Here is a 21117-nt window from a genome sequence, read left to right as displayed (position 1 = left end):
GACAAACACGCTCAGCCCGGCGGAAAGATCCGGCGAGTGGATGCGAGGTTTTGCGAGTTGCCGCGTTGAAATGGGGAGGGAGCGCCCCGTCCGGCTGGGCGGACGGGGCGCCCTCTTTGTGTCCGGGTGGCTACAAGGCCAGTTCTTCGAGCATCTCGGTGACGAGCGCCGCGATCGGCGAGCGCTCCGACCGGCTCAACGTGACGTGCGCGAACAGCGGATGGCCCTTGAGCGCCTCGATCACCGCCGCGACCCCGTCGTGCCTGCCCACCCGAAGGTTGTCCCGCTGCGCCACATCGTGGGTCAGGACGACCCGGGAGCCGGCACCGATCCGGGACAGCACGGTGAGCAGCACGCCGCGTTCCAACGACTGGGCCTCGTCGACGATGACGAACGAGTCGTGCAGGGAACGCCCGCGGATGTGGGTGAGCGGCAGGACCTCGAGCATCCCGCGGTCGACGATCTCGTCGACGACGGCCTCGGAGACCAGGGCACCCAGGGTGTCGAAGACCGCCTGGGCCCAGGGCGCCATCTTCTCCGACTCGCTGCCGGGCAGGTAGCCGAGTTCCTGGCCACCGACCGCGTAGAGCGGACGAAAGACCACGACCTTGCGGTGCTGGCGGCGCTCCATAACCGCCTCGAGGCCGGCGCACAGGGCCAGCGCCGACTTGCCGGTGCCCGCCCGCCCGCCGAGCGAGACGATGCCGATGTCGGGGTCCAGCAGCAGCTCGAGAGCGATCCGCTGCTCGGCGCTGCGGCCGTGCAGCCCGAAGGCCTCCCGGTCGCCGCGGACCAGCCGCACCGACTTGTCCGGCTGGACCCGGCCGAGGGCGCTGCTGCGCTCGGAGAGCAGGACCAGGCCGGTATGGCAGGGCAGGTCGGCCGCGGCCGGCAGCACGGCGGACTCCCCCGCGTAGAGGGCATCGAGCTCGGTCGAGCCGACCTCGAGCTCGGACATCCCGGTCCATCCGGAGTCAACCTGCTCGAAGCGGTATTCCTCGGCATCGAGGCCGACACTCGCCGCCTTGACCCGCAGCGGCAGGTCCTTGCTCACGAGGACGACGCTCGCACCCTCCGCGGCGAGGTTTCTGGCGACGGCGAGGATCCGGCTGTCGTTGTCGCCGAGTCGGAAGCCGGGCGGCAGGACGCCCGCGTCGGTGTGGTTGAGCTCGACGCGCACGGTCCCGCCGTTGTCGCCGACCGGGAGCGGGGCGTCGAGCCGGCCGTGCCGGCTCCGCAGGTCGTCGAGGAGTCGCAGCGCCTGGCGCGCGAAGTAGCCGAGCTCGGGATGGGCGCGCTTCGCCTCCAGTTCGCTTATCACGACGACCGGCAGGACCACCTCGTGCTCGGCGAACCTCGTGACAGCGGCCGGATCGGCGAGCAGGACGCTCGTGTCGAGAACATAGGTGCGTCGTGCGGTCCGACGGGACCGGCGTGGAGTGCTCACCTGGCCTCCCCGGCGGTCGGCGCCGCGCCAAGCCGCCAACCGCGACGGTACGACCGGCTGGGGACGGCGCCCGGCTCCGACACGCGGCGCCATCGACGGGGTCGGCCGCCGACATGGTCAACCGCCGAAACGACGCTCGCGATCCGCGTAGGCGCGCAGCGCCCGGAGGAAATCGACCTTGCGGAACTCCGGCCAGTAGGCCTCGCAGAAGTAGAACTCGGAGTGCGCGCTCTGCCAGAGCAGGAAGCCCGAAAGCCGCTGCTCCCCGGACGTCCGGATGACCAGATCGGGATCGGGCTGGCCCCGGGTGTACAGGTGTTCGGCGATGTGCTCGACGTCGAGGTAGGACGCTACTTCCTCGATCGAGAACCCGCGGCTGGCGTGCTCCTGGAGCAGCGACCGGACGGCGTCCGCGATCTCGCGACGCCCGCCATAGCCCACCGCCACGTTGACCAAGAGGCCAGGCTTGCCCACCGTCGCGTCGGCGGCCTCCTTGAGCGTGCGCGCGGTCGCGTCCGGCAGGAGGTCGAGCGCTCCCACCGGATGCAGCCGCCACGGCTCGGCTGGCGCGGCCAGTTCGGTGACCGTCGCCTCGATGATCCCGAGCAAGGGCGCGAGCTCGACCTCGGACCTGGTGAGGTTGTCGGTCGACAGCAGCCACAGGGTGACCACCTCCACCCCGGCTTCCTCGCACCAGGCCAACACTTCGGCGATCTTGTCCGCGCCGCGACGGTGCCCGCTGTTGAGGTCCACGGCACCGGTCGCCCGGGCCCAACGCCGGTTACCGTCGAGGATCACCCCGACGTGGCGTGGCCGCGGAGCGCCGGCGAGCTGGGCGAGCAGCCGTCGTTCGTAGAGGGAGTAGACGAGCTGCCGCGCACCCACCGGCCGAGCGTAGCGGGCGGGTGCCCCGTCAGCCGATCGACTTGACGATCTGCTCGTCGAGTCCGACGAAGGTGGCCAGGTACTCGCGGCGCTCGCGCTTGAGGCGCTCCACGGTTTTCTGGTACTCATCCGCGCGGCCCTGCCGCTCGTAGAGCCGACGAGGCTGAAGGATCTCCAGGTCATCGATCCCGGGGCAGCTGGTCGCGATCTCGTAGCCGAAGTCCGGGTCTTGCTCCCATTCGATGGTGCCTTCGGCAATCGCCTGCACGAGTGCCGACGAATGCGCGATCTTGACCTTCGTCGCCCGATCGCTACCCGCCGGGCCCCCCACGGCCCCGGTGTTCAACACGTAGACCTTGAGCTCGTGACTGTCGAGCAGCTCGAGCAGCCGATTGCCCATGTCGGCATGCGCCCGCGGGAAGAAGGGATTGGTCCCCGGCACCCGCAGCGCCTTGCCCTCCTCGTCCTTGCCGCCGGCCGACGTGCCGGTGGTCTCCCCCAGCATGAAGAAGGCGGCAGCCTGCGCTCGGTCGAGCCGGGCGACCCCGGGCACGATGTTCTCGTTGCGGTTGAGGATGAGCAGGTACTCAGCGGGCGGCAGGTCCCGGGCGTCGAACGGGTCCACGTACTTGAACGGCCAGGTGGTACGGCCGTTCTTCGTGTACGAGGTATCGAAGAAATCGACCTTGCCCGAGGCGTCGACGGAGACGTTTTCCAGGTAGGCATCCGGTTTGGTCGTCGCGCCGTAGATCTCCGGCTCGGTCTCGGCGGACAGCCCGAACGTCTTGGCGAAGCAGCCGTTCTCGGTGCCGTAGACCTTGCCACCAGGCATGAGGCCGATGAAGTCGTCCTGCACGGGGCGCGATTTGAGCTGGGTGGTGAACGTCGTGGTCGTCTTGCCGGTGCCGGACAGCCCGACGATGAGGACGGTCTTCTTCTCCCCCTCGACCGGGATCATCTTGCAGCCGGCGTGCATCGCCAGGCCGCCCCGCTCGAAGACGATGTTGTTCCACATCCGCAGGCCGCCCTTTTTGGACTCTCCGAAGTAGTCGGAGTTGATGACCCGCGTGATGTTGTGCTCCAGGTCGACGAGAATCGCCCGATCGTTCGGATAGCCCGGCACGGCCAGGTTGGGCGTGTATACGACAGTGGTCACCGGCTCGGTGGTCGGTTGCTCACCGGCCGCCCACTCGCCAGGGAAGAACAGTTGCTGCTGCATGCCCGCGACGTTGGCGTTTGCCGACTCGATGATCAGTCGGGCTCGGACCCGAAAGTCCGGGTCGTTGCCGATGTAGCCATCGACAGCGACCATCGCCTGCTCGGCGATGTAGGCGTCCTGGAGCGCGGACAATCGCTCGTACTCCGCTCGGGTCACCGACTGGTCGGTGACCGACGACGGGTCGTCGGTCACGATGTAGGTGGATGCCTTGCTCCGAGAGTCCACGCGGGCCTTGACGACGAGATTGTCGAACTCGGTGCGCTGCGCATTGGGCATGAGCTCAGTCAGCTCCCGGAGCCGCTCCGGTGACGGATTCCACTCGACCGACCTGGCCTTCAGCTGGTACGCCACGGTGCGCTCCTTCACAGGGAAATGCAGACCCCGGGGCGCCACGCGCGCCGGGGCCGGGTATCGGGGAGCCGTCAGTCTACCGGAGTCTGGACACAATCCTGAGCTTGGCCACCGCGCCGTTCACGGGCGACCAGTCGGCGCGCTCGGAGCGGTCAGGCACTCGCCGGTCCGGCGCGACGGACGCGCTCGACGTCACCGAGCGCCGTCCGCAGATCGTCGAGCCAACTGCTCGTGTGCTCACCCACGAGTTTTACGCACCAAACCAGCGCGTCGCTGCGGCTGCGCGCGACACCCGCGTCGACGAGGGTGTCGAGCACGAGACGCTCCGGCTGGCGAAGCCGGGTCATCACCGGCATCGAGAGGGTGGTGAACAGCTGCCTGGTGCCGCCACAGGCGGCGCCCCACGCGACCTTCCGTCCGTAGCGGTGCTCCGCGTCTCGGGCGATGGCCATCCGTGCCTCGCGTGTCTCCTCGCGAAAGCGCGTGATCCGGCCGGCCTCGGCCGCGGCGACCGCCGCCGGGTTGCCCTCGACGGTGATGGCGGGGAGGACGCCAACGACGAGGATCTCGTCCCGGTCGACACTCACCTCAGGGGTCCCGTCGAACCAGGCGTCGGGCAGCCGTCCGGTCAGCCAGGCGGTCACGGCCTCGGCCGGCTCGGTGTCGTCGGCGCGGTCGCTTCTCGCTCCTGGTGCCTGCATGAGTTCCTCCACTGGCCCCCCCGGCGGGCCGCCCCGGCCGTTTCCGTGACGCGATTACATAATTACACAGTAAACGTGGGGGAGTCCAGGGTCACGCCCAGGGCGACGGCGAGCGCGGCGGGGTCGGTGATCGGGGCGGCGCAGACGAAATGACGGCAGATGTAGGCGGCGCCCGCGCCGCGGTCCACGAGCAGCGGAGAATCCCCCTCGGTGACGACGACGGCGCCGGGCGAGGGGGTGCGCCGGGCGATCCGGACAAGATCGGGGCGCCCGATGACGGCGATCTCGAGCGGCCCGGCGAGCAGCGCCTCCCCCACCGCGGCCGCGGCCGCGGCGAAGCGTGGCTGCCGTTCGACGAGCGGGGCCACCAGGGCCAGCGCCGACTCGGCGGCCGCCCGGTACTCGTCCTCACCGGTGAGGGCGGCGTAACCGAGCAGCGCCCCGGCCGCCGCGGATCCACCGGCGGGCGTCGCGTTGTCGGTGACGTCCCGCGGCCGGCGGATCAGCCGCTCGGCGTCGGCCGCGGTGTCGTAAAACCCACCGTCGTCGGCTCGGAACTGGCTGAGCACGACGTCGAGCAGGCGGCCAGCGACCTCGAGCCAGTGCGCCTCGCCGGTGGCCTGGTGCACGGCCAGTAAGCCGTCGGCGAGGTCGGCGTAGTCCTCCAGCACCCCGGCATCGGTTCCCGCCCGGCCGGCCCGCGACGTGCGGCGCAGGCGGCCCCCGATCAGCTGGGTTGCGGTGACGAGCCGCGCAGCCGCCGTCGCCGCGTCGACGAAGTCGGAACGACCGAACAGCAAGCCGGCGTCCACCAGCGCGGCAATGGCCAGCCCGTTCCAGGCGGCCACCACCTTGTCGTCCCGGGCGGGTCTCGGCCGGGTGTCACGCGCCGCGACCAGCCGGGACCGCACCGAGGCGAACCAGTCCGGATCGGCGGGGTCCACCGGTAGTTGCAGGACCGAGCTGCCGTGCTCGAAGGTGCCGCCGGAGGTCACGGCGAACAGGCGGGCCGCGGCCGGCCCGTCGGCGCCGAGCACCGCCCCCAGCTGATCCGGGGTCCACACGTAGAACCGACCCTCGCCGCCGTCGCTGTCGGCATCGAGGGAGGAGGCGAACCCACCCTCCTCGGTACGCAGCTCGGCGAGCAGGAACCCGGCGGTCTCCTCGGCAACCCGGCGGGCCAGCCGGTCGCCGCTGACCCGCCACACGTGGGTGTAGACCCGCAACAGCAGAGCGTTGTCGGACAGCATCTTCTCGAAGTGCGGAACCGTCCACGAGGCGTCCACCGAGTACCGCGCGAACCCACCGCCGAGCTGGTCGTAGATGCCACCCCGGGCCATGCGATCCGTCGTGTTGGTGACGACGGCCAGAGCCGCGGCGGAACCGGTCCGCGCATGGTGGCGGAGCAGAAACTCCAGACACATCGCTGGCGGGAACTTGGGGGCGCCCCCGAAACCACCATGGGCGGTGTCGTGGTCCGCGACCAGGGAGGCCGCGCCCGCGTCCAGCGTGATTCCGTCGAGCGGCCGGCCACCGGACCGCGGCGCCGCGGTCACCTCCGCCAGCCGGGAGACGATCTCCCGGCCGGCGGCGTCGATCGCATCGCGACGGGTGCGCCACGCCTCCGTGACCGCGCTCAGCACCCTCGGGAATCCGGGCATCCCGTGCCGGTCCGTCGGCGGTAAATAGGTGCCCGCGTGGAATGGAGCGCCGTCCGCGGTGAGGAAGGTGGTCATCGGCCAACCGCCGTGCCCGGTCAGCGCCTGGACCGCGTCCATGTAGACGGCATCGACGTCAGGACGCTCCTCCCGGTCGACCTTGATGCAGATGAAGTGATCGTTCATCTGCGCAGCTATGGCCGGGTCCTCGAACGACTCGTGTGCCATGACGTGGCACCAGTGACAGGCGGCGTAGCCGATGGACAGCAGAACTGGTATGTCGCGGCGCTTCGCTTCCTCGAACGCCTCGTCGCACCAGGGCCACCAGTCGACCGGGTTGTCCTTGTGCTGCAACAGGTAGGGGCTGGTGGCGCCGGAAAGCCGGTTGGGCATGACCCACCGTGCCACGGCTGGTCAATGGACCAGGTGATGGCCGCCCGAGACCACGAAACCAAGCACCAGTACGCCAATCGCGATCAACGCCAACCGGAAGGCCGCCGCCGTGCTGCGACCGGAGCGGACGAGCAACGCCGAACCCGCCGCGACCGCGGTCGCCAAGACGCTGGCCAGGACGGCGAACCCTGCCGCCCGCGTTCCGGTCAGGAGCAGGACCGAGCCGACGGCGACGAGCGCGCTACTCACCAGGGCCGACCGACGGGGCCCGATCCGCTGCGGCAGGCCGCGGACGTGGGTTCGGGCGTCGGCCAGCGCGTCCGGCACCGTGTTCGCGAAGTGCGCTGCGACCCCGAGCACGCCCCCGGCGGCGACGAGCAGCGGCCGCGGCGGGGGGTTGCCGGGTAGCGCCAACGCGACGAAGACCGGCGGGACCAAGGAAAAGGAGACGAGGTAGGGGAGCCAGGAGAACAGGCCGAACTTCAGCCGGAGGTTGTATGACCAGGCGGAGGCCACCGCGACCAGATGGGTGGCACCGGCGAGGCCCCCCAGGGACAACGACAGCGGGACACACGCGCCGGACGCGGCAGCCGCGGCGGTCCACGCCGTGCGCCGGGAAATGTCGCCGCGTGGCAGCGGCTTGTCCGACCGCCGCGCGGCACGGTCCCGAGCGACATCCAGCGCATCGTTGGACCATCCGACCGACAGCTGACCGGCGAGGACCGCGGCGGCGAGCAGCACCGAGCGGATTCCGAGCCCCGCGGCCAGCGCCGTCGCGGTGCAGAACAGGGTGACCGCCGCGGTCGGCTCAGGGTGCGTCGCGCGTAGCAGCGCGATCGCTTTCTTCACCGGCCGAGCGTAGGTGTTGTGCGACGCTGCGCCGGTGGCGCGCCCGCGGCCGAAGAGGAGGCGACGTTGACGGGAGGACTCGAAGTCGGTTCCGGCATCGTGATCCCGGAGCACGAGCTCGGCTGGCGGTTCTCCCGATCCGGTGGCCCGGGCGGCCAGAAGGTCAACACCTCCGATACCCGAGTCGAGTGCAGCTTCGACGTGGCCGGGACGTCGGTGCTCCCCGACTACCTGAGGGCCCGGGTCTTGGAACGGCTCGGCCACCGACTCGTCGACGGCGTGCTGACGGTCACCGCGAGCGAACACCGCTCCCAGCTCCGGAACCGGGAGGCCGCGGCGGCTCGCCTCGCGGCCCTGCTCCGGGAGGCGCTTCGGCCGCCGGCGAGCCCGCGGCGACCTACCAGGCCGACCCGAGCGGCCCGCGAACGACGCCTGGACGCCAAACGCCGCCAGGCGGCCCTCAAGAGGGATCGGCGGACTCCGGGGGGCGACTGATCGGCGCATCTCGGGTCGGATCGGGTCCGGTCCCCGGCGGGGGGCTCGGGAAGTCGGTACGCACCTTCCGCAGTTGCGTGTTCATCGACCGGAACAGCAGCGCGCTGGCACCGATCAGCCCGAGGACGACGAGGAAACCGAGCAGGCCGGCGCCAATCGTCGAACCGGCGGCAAGGGTCACGCCTCGAGGGTACGCCGGGCCGGATCGCCACCGGTCGGATCGCGCAGCCCGGCGAACAGGTCGTTCTCTGGCGTGGGTGCGTCGACCAGGGAGCGCGCCAGCTGGAAGTCCTCGGTCGGCCACGCCCGCTGCTGAAGCTCGAGCGGAACGGCGAACCATGACGATGCCGGATCGACCTGGGTCGCGTGCGCGAGCAGCGCCTGGTCCCGGACCGGGAAGTAGTCCGCGCACTCCACCCGGGTCGTGAGCCGATTCGCATCCTCCGGCTTGTCCACCCACGCGACCAGCCGCTCCGCGTAGGGCGAGTCGAGCCCGGCTTCTCGCATCGCCGCGTCGAGGGCGAGGAACCGGTCCTTGTGGAACGGCAGCTGGTAGTAGAGCTTTCGCGGGCTCCACGGCTCCCCCGTACCGGGGTAGCGCTCCGGGTCCCCCGCCGCGTCGAACGCCTCCACGCTCACCCGGTGGCACATGACGTGGTCGGGGTGCGGATAGCCGCCGTGCTCGTCGTAGGTGACGACCACATGGGGCCGCCCCCGGCGGATGAGCTCGACGAGTGGCCGGGCCGCGACGTGCAGCGGCTGGAGTGCGAAACATCCGTCCGGCAGCGGTGGCAGCGGGTCGCCTTCGGGCAGGCCGGAGTCGATGAAACCCAGCCACACGTGGCGAATGCCGAGCACCGCCGCCGCAGTCGCCATCTCCGCGCGCCGGACCGCAGCAAGGTGGGCCCGGACATCGGGACGGTCCATGGCTGGATTGAGGATCGAGCCCCGCTCCCCGCCGGTCAACGTGACGACGAGGACGTCCACACCCTCGCGGACGTAGCGGGCGCAGGTGGCCGCGCCCTTGCTCGACTCGTCGTCCGGATGGGCGTGCACCAACATGAGGCGCAAGGGCGTGTCCGAGTCGAGCGGCACGACGTCTCCCGTCCGGGGTGGGCCACGGCGTCCGGTCACCGCGCGGGACGATTGTCGCCGATCCACCTTTCGCGGGGAGCCGCCGATGCCCAACCAGCCGCCGGGCCCGCTCACCGCCGCGGGCCGCCGGGTACCGGCGGACCGGTACGGCCGACCGCGCGAGGGCGCCCGACCTGGCTGGCGGATCGCCCTCGGGGTCGTGGGCGCGGTCCTGCTTGCCGGCGTGGTCGGGCTGGCACTGTGGATCGCCACGCCGGCCGTCAGCGACGGGGTAACCGGTTACCAGGTGCTGTCCGCCCGGGCGGTCCGGGTCGACTTCGTCGTGCACAAGCCGCCCGGGTCCGCCGCTGTCTGCGTCGTGCAGGCCGTCGCCCTGGACGGCGGAACCGTGGGGCAGCGTTCCGTGGTCGTGCCGGCGGGATCCGGACGCGTGGCGTTGAGCGTCGTCGTGCCCACCACCGCACTCGCGATCACCGGCGACCTGGCGAGCTGCAACCTGCGCTAGCCCGGCCGGGCGGATCGCCGAATCCCGGGTGGGACCGCCACGCCCCGGCGCCGAGTGGGCGGTTGGGTCAGGCACAACCGCCCACTCGGAGCGTGGCGGTCGAGGCAAACCGCCCACTCGGCGCGGGCGGGCAGCCGGCAGGGCGGGGCGGGGCGCCAGGGCAGGGCGGGCAGCCGGCAGGGCGGGGCGCCAGGGCGGGTCGGGGCGGGGCGGGGCGGCCAGCAACCCGGATCGGCCGGCCGGGCGGCAGCGGGTGCCGCGCGCTGTAGCCTCGATCCATCGTTCCCGGTCCCCTGCCCGCGGAGGCATACATCGTGACTGAGGCCTGGCTGACCCAGGAGGCCTACGACCGGCTGCAGTCCGAGTTGGACGAGCTCACCGGCCCGGGCCGCGTCGAGATCACCAAGAAGATCGAGGCGGCCCGATCCGAAGGTGACCTCAAGGAGAACGGCGGCTACCACGCCGCCAAGGAGGAGCAGGGCAAAGCCGAGGCCCGGATCCGACAGCTCACCCAGCTGCTCCGCGAGGCGCAGGTCGGTGAGGTGCCACCGGACGCCGGGATCGCCGGCCCCGGGATGGTCGTCGATGTCGTGTTCGAGGGCGAGACCGAGGCCGAGAGGTTCCTGATCGGCAGCCGCGAGGAAGCCCACCTGTCCGAGTTGGAGGTGTACTCGGCGCAGTCGCCACTGGGCAAGGCGCTGACCGGCGCGCGGGTCGGGCAGACCGTCGAGTACACGATGCCGAGCGGTCGGACGATGAAGGTGGAGCTGATCGCCGCCAAGCCGTACTCCCGGTGAGTGCTGCGCGGCCGCAAGCTCAGCGAAACTCGATCGGGTAGCCGGCCGCCCGCAGCCGGTCGAGGACCTCCGCGCAGTGCGCCGGGCCGCGGGTTTCGAGTTGCAGTTCGACCTCGACCTCGTCCAGATGCAGCCGCGGCCCGGTCCGGACGTGCTCGACGTCGAGGACGTTGGCCCCGGAGTCGGCCAGCTCGCCGAGCAGGCGGGCCAGCTCCCCCGGGCGATCCGGGATCCGCATCCGGAACGAGAGGTAGCGCCCGGCCGCCGCCATCCCGTGGCGCAACACCCGCAGCAGAAGCACCGGGTCGATGTTGCCGCCCGAAAGCACGACGACCACCGGCGGCTCGAACGCCGCCGGGTCCGCCATGACCGCCGCAACCCCGGCGACGCCGGCCGGCTCGACGACGAGCTTCCCGCGTTCCAGGCAGAGCAGCAGCGCCTGGGACAGGGCCTCCTCGCTGACCGTCGCGACAACGTCGACCAGGCGCGTCACATGGGCGAAGGTGAGATCGCCCGGACAACCGACCGCGATGCCGTCGGCGATGGTCGCGAGGCCGGGCAGCGCCACCGGGTGACCGGCGGCGATCGACGCGGGATATGACGCGGCCCCCGCGGCCTGTGCGGCGACGATCCGCACGTCCGGCCGGGTGCCCTTCACCGCGGCCGCAACCCCGCTGATCAGCCCGCCGCCACCGGTCGGCACGACGAGCGTGCGGACGTCGGGACGCTGCTCGAGAATCTCCAGGCCGATCGTCCCCTGCCCGGCGATGATGTCCGGGTGGTCGAACGGGTGGATGAACACCGAACCGGTCTCGGCGGCGTGCGCCTCCGCCGCAGCCAGCGCCTCGTCGATCGTGGTGCCGACCAGATGCACCTCACCGCCATACGCCAGCGTCGCCTCGATCTTCGGCAGGGCCGCGCCCTCCGGCATGTAGACGGTTGACCGGGCGCGGAGCAGGCGGGCGGCGAGCGCGACTCCCTGCGCGTGGTTCCCGGCGCTCGCCGCGACCACCCCGCGGGCGCGTTCGGCGTCGCTCAGCCGGGCGATTCGCACGTAGGCGCCCCGGATTTTGAACGACCCGGTCCGCTGGAGGTTCTCGCATTTCAGCCACACCGGTCCGCCGACGAGATCGGCGAGCGGCCTCGACCCCTCCATCGGGGTGACGCGCACGACATCGCCCAGCAACACCCGGGCGGCCACGACATCATCGACTTCAACGAGCACCCCCGCCGCCCCGGCCATGTCGGCAGTGTGCCGCAACGAGGAGTAGCGTCCGCGCGGAACCCAGAGGAGATGGCATGCACGACCCGCACCCGTTGCCCGGTAGCGATGTCGTCGTCGACGGGGTCCGCCTGCATGTCACCCGGCACGGTCGTCCGGGCGGCCCGCCGGTCCTGCTCATCCACGGCCTGCCGACGTCGGCCTATCTGTGGCACGACGTGATGCGCGACTTGGGGCACAGCCGGCTCACGATTGCCACCGACCTGGTCGGGCTCGGCCGGTCGGAGCGGCCGCCCGGGCGGTACTACGGGCTCGGTGCCCAGGCCGTGCTCCTGCGTGGCCTGCTGGACCAGCTGGGCTTCGATCGGGTGGTCGTCGTCGGCCACGATCTCGGTGGTGCGGTCGCCGTGCACCTGGCCGGGCTCGCCGCCGATCGGATCGCCGGACTCGTGCTCGTGGACAGCCCTGTGCACGCCGACGCGTGGCCGACCCGACCGGTGCTGCCGTTGCTCGCGCCGCTCGCCGGCGAGGCCTTCGCGGCCGGACTTCGGGCCACCCCGGGCCTGGCCCGCTCGGTGCTCGCCCGCTCGCTCGGCGCCTCGCTCGCGGACTCCCGGCTCACCTCCCGCGAGATCGACTCCTACCTGACGCCGTTGCTCGGCCCGGACGGCCCGCGTGGCCTGCTCCGGTTCGTCCGCGCGGTGGACCTCGAGGCGACCGAGTCGGTCTGGCGGCTGGTCGCCGCCGCCCCGCCGCCGGCGCTGGTCCTGTGGGGCGAGCGGGACCACCTGCACCCGGCGGAGTACGGCCGGCGGGTGGCGGGCGAGCTGCGGGGTGCCGCCTGGGTGCCGGTGAGCGGAGCGGGACACCTGCTGCCGCAGGAGCGGCCCGAGCGGGTCGCCGAAGAGCTCACCGGGTTCCTCGCGGAGTTCGCCGCGGCCTGACCGAAAACCCGTGGCGCGCCGGAATACCGGTGTGCGAAACTTGCTTGACACAAGCAATGTCCGCCGGATCGGGAGAACGCCAGATGCCGAGGTCCGCGACCGCCGCCGGGGCCGGGGCCGACACCCTCGACGCGCTCGACCGGGCCCTGTTCCGGGTGGCGCGCACCGCTTCGGCGCTGCGAGTCGACGCCTACGCCCACGGCGCGCCCTGTGACCGGGCGGGCCTGGCCATCCTGTCCAGCCTGTCCAGCCTCGAGCACGGCGAGCGGCCCCGGCTCTCCGATCTCGCCCTCGCGCTGGGCCTGGACCTGTCCACGGTGAGCCGGCAGATCCGCGTCCTCGAGGAGGCGACTCTCGTCGTCCGCGAGGGCGATCCGGAAGATGGGCGGGCCTCCCGGTTCGCGGTCACCGACCGTGGTCGCAGCGTGCTCCACGAGGTCCGCAGCAAAAGGCGCGACATTCTCGGCCGCGCGCTGTCGTCCTGGACCCCCGCCGACCGGGCAGCCCTCAGCAACCTGCTCCAGCGACTCGCCGATGACCTCGGGCCCGATCCGTGCTCGCCCTTGATCCGAAAGGAAACTCCGTGACCGTCGACCGGGACCCTGCCGCCGGCTTCGAGCTGACGCACCGCCAGGTACTCATCGTCTTCGGTGCGGTCATGCTCGGCCTGCTCCTCGCCGCGCTCGACCAGACGATCGTCGCCACCGCCCTGCCGACGATCGTCGGTGATCTCGGCGGCCTCAACCACCTCTCGTGGGTGGTCACCGCCTACCTGCTGACCTCGACCGCCTCGACCCCGCTCTACGGGAAGATCTCCGACCTGTACGGCCGCAAGCGGATCTTCCAGGTCGCGATCGTGATCTTCCTGATCGGCTCGGCGTTGTCCGGGCTGGCCCAGTCGATGACCGAGCTGATCGCGTTCCGGGCTATCCAGGGACTAGGCGCCGGGGGTCTCATGACCCTGGCCATGACGATCATCGCGGACATCGTCAGCCCGCGCGAGCGCGGCCGCTACCAGGGCTACTTCGGTGCGGTGTTCGCGCTGGCCAGCGTGGGCGGTCCGCTGCTCGGCGGCCTGTTCACCGACCACCTGTCGTGGCGTTGGGTGTTCTACATCAACCTGCCGATCGGCATCGTCGCCCTCGTCGTCACCAGCACGGTGCTCAACCTGCCGTTCAAGCGCCGGGACCACAAGGTCGACTACACCGGCGCCGCCCTGATGGTCGCCGGCGTGACGGCGTTGCTGCTCGTCACGGTGTGGGGTGGCCAGCAGTACGCCTGGACGTCGGCCACGATCCTCGGCCTGGCCGCCGCCGGCTTCGCCCTGGTCGCGGCGTTCCTGCTGTGGGAGACCCGGGTCGACGAGCCGATCCTGCCCCCGGCATTGTTCCGCAACCGGGTGTTCGCCGTGTCGACCGCCGTGACGTTCATCCTCGGCGTCTCGATGTTCGGGGCGATCATCTTTCTGCCCTACTACCTCCAGCTTGTCGACGGGGTCTCGGCTACCGCGTCCGGGCTGCTGCTGCTGCCGGTGATGGTCGGCATCCTGACCACCTCGATCGCGTCCGGGCGGCTGGTGTCCAGGCTCGGACGCTACAAAATGTTCCCGGTCGCCGGCACCGCCACCCTCGCCGTCGGGATGTTCCTGCTCTCCCGGCTCACCGCTACCACGTCGCATCTCGAGACGAGCCTGTACATGGTCGTCGTCGGCGCCGGCCTCGGATTGTGCATGCAGACCCTCGTCATCGCCGTGCAGAACTCGGTCCCGGTCCAGGACCTCGGCACAGCGACGTCGGCCATCACCTTCTTCCGTTCGATGGGTGGGTCCTTCGGCACCTCGCTGTTCGGCGCGATCCTGACCGCGCGCCTGACGTTCTGGGTCCCGCGCCTGCTTCCGGCCGCTGCCGCCCGCAGATTCTCCGGTGGCAACATCACGAGCAGCCCGGCCGAGCTGCACAAGCGGCTGGCCCACGAACCGGCCATCCTGCACGGTGTGATCGAGGCATTCGTCCGGGCCCTGCACGACGTGTTCCTCGTCGTCACCCCGGTGGCCGCGCTCGGCTTCGTCATCGCGATTTTCCTCAAGGACGTGCGGCTCCGGGATACCCCAGGGCTGGCCAGGGACGTCGACGCGCTCCCGGGGGGTGAGGTCGCCGAGGGCGCCTGGGCGGAGTCCGAGCAGGTTCAGCCGGTGGTGGCCGCCGCCGACCAGTAGCCCGGCAGCCCGACCGAGGGCGGCGGCCAGCTTGGTGCCGCCGATGTCTACGGCGAGGAGGTCAACCACCGGTGCCGCGCGCGGCGGTCGGACCGGAGCCGAAAGCGAGCACGGAAGCGGTGAAGCCGTGCAGGTAGTTCCGGCCGCCGACCGGGCCGATCTCTCCGGCCGCGAAGAACCCGCCGACCCCGCTGGTCGCGAGTCCCCGGCGGACCAGCTCGACGTCGTGGTCGGCGGTGGGGAACAGCCGGGCCCCGCGCCCGTTGCAGGAGAACAGCAGCGCGCCCTCGACGGTGTCGAAACTCGGGTCGGCGCGGAAGCCGGCCAGCAGCTCGCGGAGGTCCTCGTCGGCGGAGTCGGCGTCACGGACCTGGAATCGCACCGTGCGGCCGACCTCTACGAGGTCGGCGACGAGCAACGCCTGCCGATCCCGGTCGGCCCCGACGATCCCGCGCACCAGGAAGTCGCCGCGCTCGTGATTCTCCGCGTATTCGTCGATCACCACGCCGAGCTGGAGGCCCTCGCTGACCAGCGCCTGCTCCACCACGCCCAGCCCGGCCACGATCGACTCCAGCTTGGTCAGCGCGGGCATCCCGGCCAGCTCGAGGATCGCGTTGGCGTCGGCCGAGGTGACGATCATCTCCGGACCGACCGGACGGCAGCCCTGGCTGACCAGCGAACGCGCGCCCACCGGCCCGCCGAGCACCGCCCCGACCGCACCACGCCCGACCACCCGGTCGTCGACGAACAGCCGGGCTGAGCCGGCTCCGCCGGATCCGCTGGCGAGCCCGCCGACGAACGGCAACCCGCGCAGGGCGCTGTTCGACTGGGCGACGAAGCCGTCGACGGGGAACGAGTAGGGGTCGGCGAGCAGGATCACCACGGCGTCGGCGTCGGTGCGCTCGGGCAACCCGACGACGGCGAACCCCTCGTCAGCACGCATCACCTCGAGGTGGAACGTCCGGATCCGCACCCCGGGCAGCACTCCCGCCCAGACCGCGACCGCACTGGTCCCCTCCACCCCGCGACCGGCGCCGATGACCCCGGTCCCGGTGCATCCGATCACCTGTCGGGCGCCGGTCAGCTCGGCGGCCCGCAGGCCGGCGGACTCCACGTCGTCCGAACCGCAGACGAACACGCAGGCCAAGTCCGGGGTGCGCCCGGCCAACGGTTCGATCGCCTGACGGGCGGCGCGCTCAGCCGCCGCGACGAGGTCGGCGTCGGTCGCGAGACCATCCCCGAAACGGGCCACACCGGCATTGTCTCCCGGCTTGACCCGGCGACGTAGCGTGGTCTGGTGACCCCACCCCCAGCGGCGACGCTCGGTGCCCTCCGCGACTCCGGGCACCGCCACCGAAGCGTCAAGGCCGAGATCCGTGACAACCTGCTGGCCCGACTGGCCGCCGGCGAGGAACGCTTCCCCGGCATCGTCGGCTTCGATGACACCGTCCTCCCGGAGCTCGAACGTGCCCTGCTCGCGGGTCACGACCTGGTTCTGCTCGGCGAGCGCGGTCAGGGCAAGACACGCCTCATCCGTTCGCTCGTCGATCTCCTTGACGAGTGGACCCCCGTCATACCGGGCTGCGACGTGAACGACCATCCCTTCGCACCGGTGTGCACCCGTTGCCAGCGCCTCGTCGAGGCCGACGGGGACGAGACACCGGTCGGCTGGCGGCATAGGAGCGACCGGTACGGCGAGAAGCTGGCGACCCCGGACACGTCGGTCGGCGACCTGATCGGCGACATCGACCCGGTCCGGGTGGCGGAGGGGCGCACCCTCGGGGATCCGGAGACCGTGCACTTCGGGCTGGTTCCCCGGACTAACCGCGGGATCTTCAGCGTCAACGAGCTGCCCGACCTGGCCGAGCGCATCCAGGTGGCGCTGCTCAACGTCCTGGAGGAGCGGGACATCCAGGTCCGCGGGTACACGCTACGGCTGCCACTCGACCTGCTGCTGGTCGCGTCGGCGAACCCCGAGGACTACACGAACCGGGGCCGGATCATCACCCCGCTCAAGGACCGCTTCGGGGCCGAGATCCGCACGCACTACCCGATTCGGCTCGACGACGAGCTGCAACTTATCCGGCAGGAGGCGGTGCTCGAGTGGGGGCGGGACGCGGTCTCCGCGGCGCTGCCCGATCACCTCGTCGAGGTCATCGCCCGCTACGCCCGGCTGGTCCGGGAGTCCCCGGCGGTGGACGCCCGGTCCGGCGTCTCCGCGCGGTTCGCCATCGCCGCCGCCGAGACGGTGGCCGCGTCGGCGGTCCGCCGGGCCGCGATCACCGGCGAGGCCAGCCCGGTCGCTCGCGCCTGCGATCTCGCGGCCATGGTGCCGGCCACCCGAGGCAAGGTCGAGTTCGACGCGAGCGAGGAGGGTCGCGAGCTCGAGGTTCTCACCCACCTGGTCCGCCGGGCGGTCTCCGACACCTTCCGGGCCCGGCTGGGCGGAGCCGACCTGACCGGCCTGCTCGCCCCGTTCGAGGCGGGGCAAACGGTGGAAAGCGGCGACCTCGTGCCCGCCGAGGACCTGCTCCGCCAGGTGGGACCGGTCACCGGGCTGGCGAAGATTCTGGAGCGGCTCGGCCTGGACGAGGCGGCGGAGAATCCCGGGCTCGCCGCCGCCGGGCTGGAGTTCGCCCTCGAGGGCTTGCACCTTCAGCGGCGGCTGTCCAAGGACGAGGTGCCCGGCCGCGTCGTTTACGGCGGCTAACGGTGGTCTTCCGCTACGGCGAATGGCAGGGCGGCCCGGATCCGCTGGAGCCGCCGTTCGACGCCCGGCACGCCCTCGACGAGATGGGTGACGCGATCCTCGCCGGCGATTCGCCGCGGGCCGCGCTCCGCGAGCTGATGCGTCGGGGCCTGCCGGACCGGCGCGGGCTCGACGACCTGCTTCGTCGGGTTCGCGAGCGGGCGAAGGCCGTACGTTCCCGCGGCCGGCTCGACGGCACCCTCGAGCGGGTCAAGGAGCTGCTCGACGAGGCGCTGGCGGCCGAGCGCCGCGACCTGTTCCCCGACCCCTCCGATGACGCCCGACTGCGCGAGGCCGAGCTGGACCAGTTGCCCGCGGATCCCGCCCGGGCGGTCCGCCAGCTCGGCGAATACAGCTGGCGCTCGCCGGAGGCGGCCGCGAAGTTCGCCGAGATCCAGGACCTGCTCAGGCGGGAGGTCCTCGACAGCCAGTTCCGCGGGATGCGCCAGGGTTTGCGGGACGCCGATCCCGCCGCGATGGCCCGGGTGAAGGACATGCTCACCGAGCTGAACTCGATGCTCGACGCCGACGCCCGGGGCGAGGACGTCACCGAGCGATTCGAGGCGTTCATGGGCCGCTACGGCGACCTGTTCCCCGACCGGCCGGGAAGCCTCGAGGAGCTCGTCGACTCGCTGGCCCGCCGCTCGGCCGCCGCGGCCCGACTGATGGCCTCACTCTCCCCGGAGCAGCGCGACGAGCTCGCCAACCTGATGGCCGCCGCACTGTCCGACGCGGGCCTGGCCGGCGAGATGGGCCGGCTCGCCGACGCCCTGCGCGGCCGGCGCCCCGACCTGGATTGGACCGGGCGGCAGCGGATGCGCGGCAACACCCCGCTGGACCTCGGGGACGCCACCACGGCCCTGGAGGAGTTGGCCGACCTCGACGAGCTGGCCGCCACCCTCGGTCAGGACTACCCGGGGGCCAGCCTCGACGACGTGGACGAGGGGGCGGTCGCGCGGGCGCTCGGACGGCAGGCGGTCGACGACATCGAGGCGCTCCGGCGGATCGAGCGGGAGCTCGAGCGCCAGGGGTATCTGCGCCGCGAGCGTGGCGCCCTCGAGCTCACCCCCCGCGCCGTCCGGCGGATCGGGGAGACCGCGCTCCGGCGGGTGTTCGCGCAACTCACGGCGCAGGGACGCGGGGACCACGACGTGCCGGACGCCGGGGCGGCCGGTGAGCTCACCGGCGGGTCCCGGCCGTGGCGGTTCGGCGACGAGCAGCCGCTCGACGTGGTCCGCACCCTGCGCAACGCCGTGCTGCGCTCCGGCGTCGGATCCGGCCGGGTCCGCCTCGACGTCGACGACTTCGAGGTGGTCGAAACCGAGCGCCGGACCGGTGCCGCGGTGGCCCTGCTGGTCGACCTGTCCTACTCGATGGCCCTGCGCAACACCTGGGGAACGGCGAAGTCGACCGCGCTCGCGCTGCACACGCTCGCCACCACCCGCTACCCGCAGGACGCGGTGCAGATCATCGGATTCAGCGACTACGCCCGGGTGCTGAGCCCGATCGACCTGGCCGGTCTGTCCTGGGACATGGTGAAGGGGACCAACCTTCAGCACGCGCTGATGCTCGCCGGCCGCCACCTCGCTCGGCACCCGGATGCCGAGCCGCTGATCCTCGTCGTCACCGACGGCGAACCGACCGCCCATCTGCTCCCGGACGGCTCGGTGTTCTTCGACTGGCCGCCCGATCCGCGGACCATCGAGGCGACGATGGCGGAGGTGGACAAGGCGACCCGGCGCCGGGCGATGATCAACGTGTTCATGCTCGACGACGAGCCCGGGCTGGTCCGCTTCGTCGACGCCGTCGCCCGGCGCAACGGTGGCCGGGTGTTCGCCCCCGACCCGACTCGGCTCGGCGAGTACGTGGTTTCGGACTACCTGCGGGCCCGGCGCGGCCGCCGGGCCCGCGCGGGTTGATCGAATTCCCGGTCGGGCCGGCAGGATTTCGCCCTCGGCCGGCGAACTCGACGACTAGCGAGGAAACCCGGGGACCTAAATCGGAGGGCTGCATGGCCGCCAGCGCGTACGACTCGACCGGGGCCGAGGCCATCGACGCGGCGCCGGCCGGCGACCGGAGCCGGAGGGTCTCACTCGGCCCGTTCGGCGGTGCGCTCGCGCTCGGGGTCATCGGCCTCGGCCTGGTGGCCATCGGCCTCGGCTGGAACGGGGCGGCCGGCTCCGGCGGCGAGATCAACCACCTGCCGAACCTGAACGCCCAGCTGCCCTGGCTCCTCTCCGGTGGCTTTCTCGGTCTCGCGCTGGTGCTGCTCGGCGTCGGGCTGATGATCACCCAGTCGCACCGCACCGACCGGGCCCAGCTCGAAGCCCGGCTGGTCGAGCTCATCGACGCGACCCGCGCCGGCGGCGAGACCGGCCGGCCGGCGGCCCCGGCCGATCTGCGCGAGCTGGTCGTCGCCGGCTCGGCCTCCTACCACGCGCCACAGTGCCGCCTGGTCGACGGCCGGCAGGGCGCCGACTACCTCACCCCGGCCGAGGCCCAGTCCCGCGGGCTGAGCCCGTGCCGGATCTGCCGCCCGGCCGGATCGAACGTCAGCGTCCGCCGCTAACCCCGACCGGCTCCGCGGCCCGGCCTGATGCCCGGATCGCTCGCGCCCCAGATCGCCGCCTTCGCCGGCGGTGGCGTGGTGAGTCTTGGAGCCAGCGTCGTGCTGGTCACCCGGCTGGAGCGGGTCGCCGAGCGGCTGGGGATGTCGGAGGCGCTGCTCGGGCTGCTCGCCGCCCTGGCGGCGGACGCCCCCGAGATCACGACCGCCGCCGCGGCCCTCGGCCAGCACCGGCCCAGCGTCGGGATCGGGGTGGCGCTCGGTTCGAACGTGTTGAACCTGGCGGCCCTGGTGGGCCTCGGTGCGCTGGTGGCGGGCCGGATCCGGCTGCACCGGCGGGTCGCGCTGCTCGACGGGGCGGTGGCGCTCTGGATGGTCGTCGTCACCCTCCTCGCGGTCGGCCGGGTGGTCGCGGCGGGGGTCGCCCTGGGGCTCGCCCTCGCCGTCTTCGTGCCGTATGTCGTCGGCTGCGGCCTGGGGTCCAGGGTGCCCGCCCGGCGGCCGCTGCGCTGGCTGAGCCGGGCGTTCCGGGAAGAGACGGAGGACTTCGCGACCGCGCTGCGGCCGCGACCGGGGAGCTGGCCGGACGCCGGTCTCGCGGTGGTCGCGGTCCTCGTCGTCGTGGCGGCCAGCCTCACGATGGAGCACGCGGCGGTGCGGCTCGGGGACCGCTGGCAGATCGCCGGCATCGTCGTCGGGGGGATCGTTCTGGCTGCCGTTACCAGCCTGCCGAATATCGTCGCGGGGGTGTACCTGGCCACCCGGGGCAGGGGGGCCGCCTCGCTCAGCACGGCGCTGAACAGCAACGCGATCAACGTGGTCGCCGGCCTGCTGCTCCCGGCGACGATCACCGGACTCGGTGCCGGATCGCGCGGCGGGTGGATCGTCGCCGGGGGGTATGCCGGCCTCACCGTCGTGGTGGTCGGGGTGAGCCTGGCCGCGGGCGGCATCGGTCGTCGCGCCGGTGGCGCGATCATCGCCGGATATCTCGGGCTGGTCGCCCTCCTCGCCGGCTGAGCCCGCGGG

General features: G+C 72.0%; 20 protein-coding genes. 10 read left to right on the top strand and 10 right to left on the bottom strand.

What is annotated here, in order from left to right; translation table 11 throughout:
* Positions 1 to 130 precede the first annotated feature (130 nt).
* The 6 genes from VNG13_10910 to VNG13_10885 all read right to left on the bottom strand — a co-directional run bounded on the left by VNG13_10910 (position 131) and on the right by VNG13_10885 (position 7503).
* Entirely contained in the window at positions 131 to 1447 is a 1317-nt protein-coding gene (locus tag VNG13_10910) for a PhoH family protein (GenBank protein ID HVA61027.1), read from the bottom strand.
* Positions 1448 to 1564: 117 nt separating this feature from the next.
* Positions 1565 to 2332 carry an isoprenyl transferase gene (locus VNG13_10905; GenBank protein ID HVA61026.1) on the bottom strand — a complete coding sequence of 256 codons (768 nt, stop codon included), beginning with the start codon at positions 2330 to 2332 and terminating at the stop codon, positions 1565 to 1567.
* A 28-nt stretch (positions 2333 to 2360) separates the two neighbouring features.
* Entirely contained in the window at positions 2361 to 3902 is a 1542-nt protein-coding gene (locus VNG13_10900; GenBank protein HVA61025.1) for a phosphoenolpyruvate carboxykinase, read from the bottom strand.
* Between the two features lie 152 nt (positions 3903 to 4054).
* A complete protein-coding gene (locus VNG13_10895) occupies positions 4055 to 4603 on the bottom strand; it encodes a hypothetical protein (GenBank protein HVA61024.1) in 549 nt (182 codons plus the stop codon).
* 62 nt (positions 4604 to 4665) lie between these two features.
* The gene (locus VNG13_10890; protein HVA61023.1) at positions 4666 to 6654 is read right to left on the bottom strand and encodes a thioredoxin domain-containing protein; all 1989 of its coding nucleotides are present in this window, start codon (positions 6652 to 6654) and stop codon (positions 4666 to 4668) included.
* A gap of 21 nt (positions 6655 to 6675) precedes the next feature.
* The gene (locus VNG13_10885) at positions 6676 to 7503 is read right to left on the bottom strand and encodes a UbiA family prenyltransferase (GenBank protein HVA61022.1); all 828 of its coding nucleotides are present in this window, start codon (positions 7501 to 7503) and stop codon (positions 6676 to 6678) included.
* A gap of 66 nt (positions 7504 to 7569) precedes the next feature.
* Between VNG13_10885 and arfB the strand changes: the two genes are divergently transcribed.
* Positions 7570 to 7998 (top strand): alternative ribosome rescue aminoacyl-tRNA hydrolase ArfB, encoded by a 429-nt coding sequence (gene arfB / locus VNG13_10880; GenBank protein ID HVA61021.1) that lies wholly within the window; start codon positions 7570 to 7572, stop codon positions 7996 to 7998.
* Here arfB and VNG13_10875 read toward each other — a convergent pair.
* A complete protein-coding gene (locus tag VNG13_10875) occupies positions 7964 to 8179 on the bottom strand; it encodes a hypothetical protein (GenBank protein HVA61020.1) in 216 nt (71 codons plus the stop codon). The two genes, arfB and VNG13_10875, sit on opposite strands and share 35 nt — an antisense overlap.
* Positions 8176 to 9060 (bottom strand): mycothiol conjugate amidase Mca, encoded by an 885-nt coding sequence (gene mca, locus VNG13_10870; protein HVA61019.1) that lies wholly within the window; start codon positions 9058 to 9060, stop codon positions 8176 to 8178. Before mca ends, VNG13_10875 begins: the two co-directional genes overlap by 4 nt.
* A gap of 118 nt (positions 9061 to 9178) precedes the next feature.
* Between mca and VNG13_10865 the strand changes: the two genes are divergently transcribed.
* Positions 9179 to 9598, top strand: a complete 420-nt coding sequence (locus VNG13_10865) for a DUF4307 domain-containing protein (GenBank protein ID HVA61018.1) — start codon at positions 9179 to 9181, stop codon at positions 9596 to 9598.
* Positions 9599 to 9912: 314 nt separating this feature from the next.
* Complete coding sequence (greA, locus tag VNG13_10860; GenBank protein ID HVA61017.1) at positions 9913 to 10395, top strand: transcription elongation factor GreA; 483 nt, start codon at positions 9913 to 9915, stop codon at positions 10393 to 10395.
* A 19-nt stretch (positions 10396 to 10414) separates the two neighbouring features.
* Here greA and ilvA read toward each other — a convergent pair whose 3' ends face one another.
* On the bottom strand, positions 10415 to 11638 hold the full coding sequence (ilvA, locus tag VNG13_10855; GenBank protein ID HVA61016.1) for a threonine ammonia-lyase: 1224 nt from the start codon (positions 11636 to 11638) through the stop codon (positions 10415 to 10417).
* A gap of 56 nt (positions 11639 to 11694) precedes the next feature.
* On the opposite strand from ilvA, the gene VNG13_10850 reads away from it, so the two are divergent.
* The 3 genes from VNG13_10850 (at position 11695) to VNG13_10840 (ending at position 14776) form a co-directional block, all read left to right on the top strand.
* Positions 11695 to 12561 carry an alpha/beta fold hydrolase gene (locus VNG13_10850; protein ID HVA61015.1) on the top strand — a complete coding sequence of 289 codons (867 nt, stop codon included), beginning with the start codon at positions 11695 to 11697 and terminating at the stop codon, positions 12559 to 12561.
* An 83-nt stretch (positions 12562 to 12644) separates the two neighbouring features.
* Positions 12645 to 13148 (top strand): winged helix DNA-binding protein, encoded by a 504-nt coding sequence (locus VNG13_10845; protein HVA61014.1) that lies wholly within the window; start codon positions 12645 to 12647, stop codon positions 13146 to 13148.
* Complete coding sequence (locus VNG13_10840) at positions 13145 to 14776, top strand: MDR family MFS transporter (protein ID HVA61013.1); 1632 nt, start codon at positions 13145 to 13147, stop codon at positions 14774 to 14776. Before VNG13_10845 ends, VNG13_10840 begins: the two co-directional genes overlap by 4 nt.
* 61 nt (positions 14777 to 14837) lie before the next feature.
* Here VNG13_10840 and VNG13_10835 read toward each other — a convergent pair whose 3' ends face one another.
* Positions 14838 to 16028, bottom strand: a complete 1191-nt coding sequence (locus VNG13_10835; GenBank protein ID HVA61012.1) for an FIST N-terminal domain-containing protein — start codon at positions 16026 to 16028, stop codon at positions 14838 to 14840.
* A gap of 42 nt (positions 16029 to 16070) precedes the next feature.
* Here VNG13_10835 and VNG13_10830 point away from each other — a divergent pair, with 42 nt between their 5' ends.
* The 4 genes from VNG13_10830 (at position 16071) to VNG13_10815 (ending at position 21108) form a co-directional block, all read left to right on the top strand.
* Positions 16071 to 17486 (top strand): sigma 54-interacting transcriptional regulator, encoded by a 1416-nt coding sequence (locus VNG13_10830; GenBank protein ID HVA61011.1) that lies wholly within the window; start codon positions 16071 to 16073, stop codon positions 17484 to 17486.
* 2 nt (positions 17487 to 17488) lie between these two features.
* Positions 17489 to 19444, top strand: coding sequence for a VWA domain-containing protein (locus VNG13_10825; protein HVA61010.1), 1956 nt, complete (start codon positions 17489 to 17491; stop codon positions 19442 to 19444).
* A gap of 92 nt (positions 19445 to 19536) precedes the next feature.
* Positions 19537 to 20094: a hypothetical protein gene (locus tag VNG13_10820; protein HVA61009.1), complete on the top strand. Its 558-nt coding sequence runs from the start codon at positions 19537 to 19539 to the stop codon at positions 20092 to 20094.
* 27 nt (positions 20095 to 20121) lie between these two features.
* On the top strand, positions 20122 to 21108 hold the full coding sequence (locus VNG13_10815) for a hypothetical protein (protein HVA61008.1): 987 nt from the start codon (positions 20122 to 20124) through the stop codon (positions 21106 to 21108).
* Positions 21109 to 21117: the final 9 nt, after the last annotated feature.

The sequence above is a fragment of the Mycobacteriales bacterium genome (assembly GCA_035533475.1).
Lineage (GTDB): Bacteria > Actinomycetota > Actinomycetes > DATLTS01 > DATLTS01 > DATLTS01.
The sequence above is the reverse complement of the archived record's forward strand: the minus strand, read 5'-3'. Positions and strand labels throughout refer to the sequence as shown.